This is a genomic window from Sulfuricurvum sp. (genome assembly GCF_019163035.1).
In the GTDB taxonomy this organism is placed as follows: domain Bacteria; phylum Campylobacterota; class Campylobacteria; order Campylobacterales; family Sulfurimonadaceae; genus Sulfuricurvum.
This window is the reverse complement of record NZ_JAFLKV010000014.1, coordinates 8,842-14,714: the sequence shown is the minus strand read 5'-3', so window position 1 is coordinate 14,714 and position 5,873 is coordinate 8,842. Positions and strand designations below refer to the sequence as shown.

At 45.2% G+C, this 5,873-nt stretch carries 9 protein-coding genes; 3 read left to right on the top strand and 6 right to left on the bottom strand.

Features of this window, described 5'->3' with window-relative positions; translation table 11 throughout:
- The 5 genes from JZU62_RS01280 to trpS form a co-directional block, all read right to left on the bottom strand.
- Positions 1-754, bottom strand: a 754-nt coding sequence (locus JZU62_RS01280; protein ID WP_295011151.1) for a heavy metal translocating P-type ATPase metal-binding domain-containing protein, incomplete at its 3' end; no start/stop codon positions are given.
- Positions 747-1,226, bottom strand: coding sequence for an asparaginase domain-containing protein (locus JZU62_RS01275; protein WP_295011149.1), 480 nt, complete (start codon positions 1,224-1,226; stop codon positions 747-749). The genes JZU62_RS01275 and JZU62_RS01280, both read right to left, overlap by 8 nt.
- Complete coding sequence (gene gmhB, locus JZU62_RS01270; RefSeq protein ID WP_295011147.1) at positions 1,226-1,729, bottom strand: D-glycero-beta-D-manno-heptose 1,7-bisphosphate 7-phosphatase; 504 nt, start codon at positions 1,727-1,729, stop codon at positions 1,226-1,228. The genes JZU62_RS01275 and gmhB overlap by 1 nt, the downstream gene beginning before the upstream one ends.
- A 1-nt stretch (position 1,730) precedes the next feature.
- The gene (locus tag JZU62_RS01265) at positions 1,731-2,318 is read right to left on the bottom strand and encodes a D-sedoheptulose 7-phosphate isomerase (protein ID WP_295011145.1); all 588 of its coding nucleotides are present in this window, start codon (positions 2,316-2,318) and stop codon (positions 1,731-1,733) included.
- A gap of 11 nt (positions 2,319-2,329) precedes the next feature.
- Positions 2,330-3,295, bottom strand: a complete 966-nt coding sequence (gene trpS / locus JZU62_RS01260) for a tryptophan--tRNA ligase (protein WP_295011143.1) — start codon at positions 3,293-3,295, stop codon at positions 2,330-2,332.
- Positions 3,296-3,400: 105 nt separating this feature from the next.
- Between trpS and raiA the strand changes: the two genes are divergently transcribed.
- The 3 genes from raiA to JZU62_RS01245 are packed head-to-tail and all read left to right on the top strand — an operon-like array spanning position 3,401 to position 4,675.
- Positions 3,401-3,742, top strand: a complete 342-nt coding sequence (raiA, locus tag JZU62_RS01255) for a ribosome-associated translation inhibitor RaiA (RefSeq protein ID WP_295011140.1) — start codon at positions 3,401-3,403, stop codon at positions 3,740-3,742.
- Between the two features lie 3 nt (positions 3,743-3,745).
- Positions 3,746-4,177, top strand: a complete 432-nt coding sequence (gene trxC, locus JZU62_RS01250; protein ID WP_295011138.1) for a thioredoxin TrxC — start codon at positions 3,746-3,748, stop codon at positions 4,175-4,177.
- A gap of 51 nt (positions 4,178-4,228) precedes the next feature.
- The gene (locus JZU62_RS01245) at positions 4,229-4,675 is read left to right on the top strand and encodes a CopD family protein (protein WP_295011137.1); all 447 of its coding nucleotides are present in this window, start codon (positions 4,229-4,231) and stop codon (positions 4,673-4,675) included.
- Positions 4,676-4,689: 14 nt separating this feature from the next.
- Here JZU62_RS01245 and der read toward each other — a convergent pair.
- Positions 4,690-5,873 (bottom strand): ribosome biogenesis GTPase Der (gene der / locus JZU62_RS01240; RefSeq protein ID WP_295011135.1); only part of this gene is annotated, 1,184 nt, incomplete at its 5' end.

Here is a 5,873-nt window from a genome sequence, read left to right as displayed (position 1 = left end):
CGAGACTTGAACCCGTAACGACGAGTAAATCCATCGTAATCGATTTATTTCGAAGTCCATAGTAGGCACCACGATAAAAAATCCATCCGCTGTAAAAGAGTACCGGAGTCGCCAACACCCACTCGGCAATGTTGAGGATCGTTTTGATCTCTTGGGTAATCCCGCTAAAATACCCTGCGTATTGAGCCACGGCAATCCACATCATGTTCATCGTCGCGAACGTCGCTACCGCCATTCGAAGATAATAATCTTTTCGCTCTTTGTTGGCGCGAACCTCTTGAAGCGACGCGTCATAAGGAAATGCGTTATAACCGATAGCACGGATCATATCGATGATAGCTGAGAGTTGCAGCGTTTGCGGATTCCACGTGATACGGGCTTTGTTGTTGGTATAGTTGATATGAGCTTCGATGACGCCGTCCATTTTGTGAAGCGCTTTCTCATTGAGCCAGACGCACGCAGCGCAGTGTATCCCCTCGATGACCAGCGAGACTTGAGATAGCCTCTCTTTCGTTGTCGTCACAAACCGCTCGCTAAAAGCAGGGGTATCAAAGTTCGTACTCGCTTCGAACTGCTCGGTGGGAGGAGAGAGAGTCGTATCCCCCATTTTGGAATAAAAGCTCTCCAACCCTTCGTCTTTGAGGAGGTGAAAAATTCCGCGACACCCGTTGCAGCAAAAGCGATACTCCCCATCGTGGATCATCACATCATCGCTAAATTCCAGATGACAGTGATCGCATTTAACTTTAGACATATTCGAACTTCCCAAGTACTCGATTTTTTCGTACATGATTATATTGCCCGCAAACCCCTTGCATCACGATATAAACCCCACTGCATGAACGGAGGGCAAACCCTATCGCCATAGCCAAATTCGCTGTTGCTTCGAGCGGATCAATACTAAAGGGGACCATCGCACCCGTAAAGATAACGGTTTTTTTAAGATTCATTCCAGCAACCGCTTCGGCACTTAACGCCATCGTATCGGTACCGTGAACGACAATAACGGTATCCTCTGTGCATCGTCTTATCGTCTCACAAAGCACTGTTCGATCCGCATCATCCATCTCTAGTGAATCTTTATACAAGATCCCCTCGACCTGCACCTCTTCAGCCAACACAGCCATAACCGCTTCAACAGCACTGTTATCGCAGGGGACAAACAGCTCTCCCGTGATCGGATCATACCGTTTATTAAATGTCCCGCCCGTATTGATGATAAGCACTAAAGTAACTCCCCTAATGTATGAATAATACGATCCGCTTGTGAAGAGAGCGCTTCTCTACTTAGGAGAATATTCATCCCAACCCCCGCTTTGAGAGAGGCTTCAATATCCCGTTCATTGTCTCCGATCATAACAGAGTGTTCCATATCCAAATCATACTCTTTTCGAGCCTCTAAAAACATCCCAGGTTCAGGCTTACGACACTCGCAGAGCCCATCAATACTCTCATGGTGAGGGCAATGGTAGATACGAGTAATGGTAATTCCGAACGTCTTGAAGTATTCTATCATCCATTGGCTCAAATGAGCAAAATCTTCCTCGGTGTAATAGCCCCGTGAAATCCCCGACTGATTCGTGACGATAAGTATCAAATACCCTTGATCTTGATACGTACGGCACACATCGATGATCCCTTCCATGAGTTCAAACTCTTCGATCTTATGGAGATAGTTTTTTTCGACATTCACAACGCCGTCGCGATCAAGGAAGAGGGCTTTATTCACCTTACGCTACTCCGCCGCCGAAAAGCTCTTTTTCGATGATATCACAGAGAATATGCCCGATCAAGATATGGGATTCTTGAATACGAGGAGTGGCGTTTGAGGGGATAATGATCGCAAAATCTGCCATCGCCGCCATTTTACCTCCGTCACGTCCCACAAGTGCCACCGTAGTCACACCCCGATCTTTTGCCGATTCAAACGCGTTAATGATATTTTGCGAATTCCCCGACGTTGAGATACCGATAAAGAGATCACCCTCTTGAGCCATCCCCTCTAACTGACGAGAAAAAACTTTGTCGTAGCCGTAATCATTTCCGATTGCGGTAAGGTTCGAGGTATCGGTTGTCAGTGCCAATGATGGGATAGAGGGGCGATCAAACCCATAACGCCCTACCAATTCCGCCGCGATGTGCTGTGCATCAGCCGCCGAACCGCCATTTCCTGCCAATATTGTTTTTTTGCCGTGACGATACACTTCCACACATGCCTGTGCTACGGTGACGATCATCTCCAAAAGTGGCTCATTTTCTAATATAGCCTGTTTGGTTGCCGCTGAATCGGCAATTTGTTTGATAATATAATTTTTCATTTGTATTTCCTTTAGTACGTTATGCCCGTAACCGAACGAACTTTTTCCATAATAGGTTGCGCCTGAGCACTCGCTTTTGCCGCGCCCAGTTTTAAAAGTTCACGCACTTCGTCTTGATTATTTTCGAAATGTTCACGTCGCTCACGGTACGGACGGAAATATTCCCAAATCACATCATGGGTATAAAGTTTGAAATGACCATGCCCCTCGCCGCCTCGCTTATAGCGATCTTGAAGTGCTGAACATTCTTCATAATCCAAAAAGAGTTTGGCGATGTTATAGACATTGCACCCCTCAAATTCTTTCGGATCTTCCATCGGTACCGCTTCGGTCACAATCTTTTTGATAATCTTAGACTGCATTTTCTCTTCGCTGAAAATCGGAATCGTATTGCCATAACTCTTCGACATCTTCTGCCCGTCGATTCCCGGAACGGTGGCTACGTTCTCATCGACGCGAAACTCTGGAATGGTGAAAATATCGCCGTATTGGTTATTGAACTTGATCGCGATATCACGAGCAATCTCAACGTGCTGGATTTGATCTTTCCCGACAGGTACCACTTGAGAGCCGAATAACAAGATATCAGCCGCCATGAGGACAGGATACGAAAAAAGACTGTGATTGCTCGCAATCCCTTTAGCTACTTTGTCTTTATAGCTGTGCGCACGCTCCAGAAGTCCCATCGGAGTAAAGCCTGAAAGCACCCAGTAAAGCTCTAGCACCTCTTTCACATCCGACTGCACCCAAAAGGTAGACTTTTGCGGATCCATCCCAAGAGCCAAGAAGTCAGTTGCCGCTTGCATCGTTAGCTTAGATAACCGCTCACCCTCACTGAGTGAACTCATCGCATGATAATTGGCGATAAACGCAAATACCTCATGATCGTTTTGTGATTCGATCATCGCTTTGATCGAACCGAAATAGTTTCCAATATGTAAATCGCCTGATGGTTGAATACCCGTTAAAACTCGCACAATAACTCCTTGAACAGTAACTTATTTTACCGCAGAGTCTCTTAAGCTTCCTCTTAAGAAAAGATATGCTATATTTTTCGATAGTTCAAACAAAAAGGATTCACTATGAATACTCAAATTCGCTCTAAAGATATCAAACTCACCCAACACTTAAATGACCATATTGCAATCGCTATCGAAAATTTTAAACGTTACCATCTTGATATTACCACCGTCAATGTAATGATTACCAAAGAGAAAAAAGGGGTCGGCGTCGAATTTGACATGCACATCGCCCACGCACAACCCGTCGTTATCTCCGACGTCGATGAAGATATCGATACTGCCATTGATTTGGCGATTGAACGTGCCAACAAAGCGCTCCGCCGCCTTCATGATAAAGTAAAAGATCACCACACTTCATCGATTCGTGATATTGAAGTCGTTGAAGAAGAGATCGCGGAGTAATCCATGTCTAAAATCAATGTCGTTTGCCCCCACTGCGGAGGCGTAAATGCCATTCCTCTAAAAGAGTCCTATGCAAAAGCCGCCTGCGGTCACTGCAAAGGCTCCCTCCTCGACACCAAGCCCATCTCCGTAGATGCCTCCTCTTTTGATCGCTTGATGCTCAATGATGAACGACTTATTATCGCTGATTTTTGGGCACCGTGGTGTGGACCGTGTCGAAGTATGGCACCCTCGTTCGAAGAAGCGGCACGCCAATTTCCTCTCAAAGCTCAGTTTATCAAAATCAACACCGAAGAGCAGCAACATTTGGGCGGACGTTTCGGCATCCGATCTATCCCAACCGTCATCGCGTTTAGAAACAACCGCATCGTCGATCAGTTCAGCGGGGCTTTACCGACACCCCAAATTATCGCTTTTGTTAAAAAACATCTGTAGTAATTAATCTTTTTTCGCTATTCTTCCTCACTTTATTATCAGGAAAACACTATGTACAACTGGATTTTGTGGTTTCATGTCATCTCAATGGTCTCATGGTTCGCCGTACTCTTTTATCTCCCCCGTCTTTTTGTCTACCATGTAGAAAACGGTTCTAATAACGGTTTTGTGGAAGTGATCGAAGTGATGGAGATGAAGATTTACAAATACATCGGAGTCCCTGCGTTTTGGGCAACCTTGCTCTCTGGAATAGCATTGATCGTTCTATCAACTCAACACTATAACGGGGTGAACGTATTTGCAATGGGGGGATGGATGCACGCCAAACTGACGCTAGTAGCTGTTTTGACCGCCTATTTTTTCTCTCTCGGACATTATCGCCTGAAACTCAAAGAGAACACAGCCTATAAAAGTGGGAAGTTTTTTCGGATATATAACGAAGTCCCGACGCTCTTACTCATGGGGATTGTGGCGCTTGTGGTGGTAAAACCTTTTTAAAAGGTTTTACTTTATTACCACATCGACCGAGTTTTATGCGGTTTTGGTCTTCGATTTGTATTTTTCGCTTTCGCTTTAAAGAGTACCGGAGTCCCCTCAAAATCAAACTGCTCTCGTAACTGATTCGTCAAATATCGGCGATAGCTGAAATGGAGACCCTGCGGTTTGTTCATAATCAGTGCGATACGCGGCGGACGGATATCGTACTGCGTTGCGAAGTAAAGACGGATATTCATACCGTTGATACTCGGCAAGATATGTTTGCGCATTGCTGTTTGGATAACCTCGTTGAGTTTACCGGTCGAGATACGCTGTGAATAGTTCTCATTGATTTTGAGGAGCATATCAAAGATTTTGTGTACCCGCTGTTTGCTCTGCGCTGAAATCGTGATGATCGGTGCATAGCTCAAAAATTTAAAACGGTCTCGTACTTCTGTCATAATTTTGTCGTAATCTTCTTTCGGTGCCAGATCCCATTTGTTAAGAACGATCAAACATGCAAGACGATTTTTATCGACAAACCCCGCGATTTTCTCGTCTAAATCCATAAACGGCTGTGACGCATCGAGAACAAGGAGGGCGATATCTGCCGTTTCCAACATCTCTTCGGTACGCATAAGGGCGTATTTTTCGATTCCGAGAATTTTTCCCCGCTTACGAATACCTGCAGTATCGATAAAGGTAATCTTTTTATCCGCATACTCCACCATCTCATCGATTGGGTCGATGGTTGTCCCCGCGACAGAACTGACAACCGAGCGATCTTCTCCGAGCAATGCGTTGAGAAGTGAGCTTTTCCCGACGTTGACACGACCGATGATCGCTACTTTCATCTGATTAACATCACCCGCTTCGTACTCTTTGACGATTCCGCGATATGCCTCTTCGAGTGCTTCTATCGACGTTTCCTCTTCTTCACCATCCTCTTCAGGGATAAAAAATCCATCGTCCTCATCCTCTTCATCGAACTCTTCATCATCCGAAGAAGCTTTTAATGCCGCATCGAATCCATCCATATCATCATCTTCTGCCATTTCGGCTTCAGGTTTAACGATAGCAGATTCAGGAAGCTCCGAAGCGATCCAATTTAAAAGAGGTAAAACCGAACGGTTATGAGATACCGAGATACCGAAAATACGTTCAGTCCCGAACTCATAATATTCCCAAAGCTTCTCTTGCATCTTGTCATTATCGATTT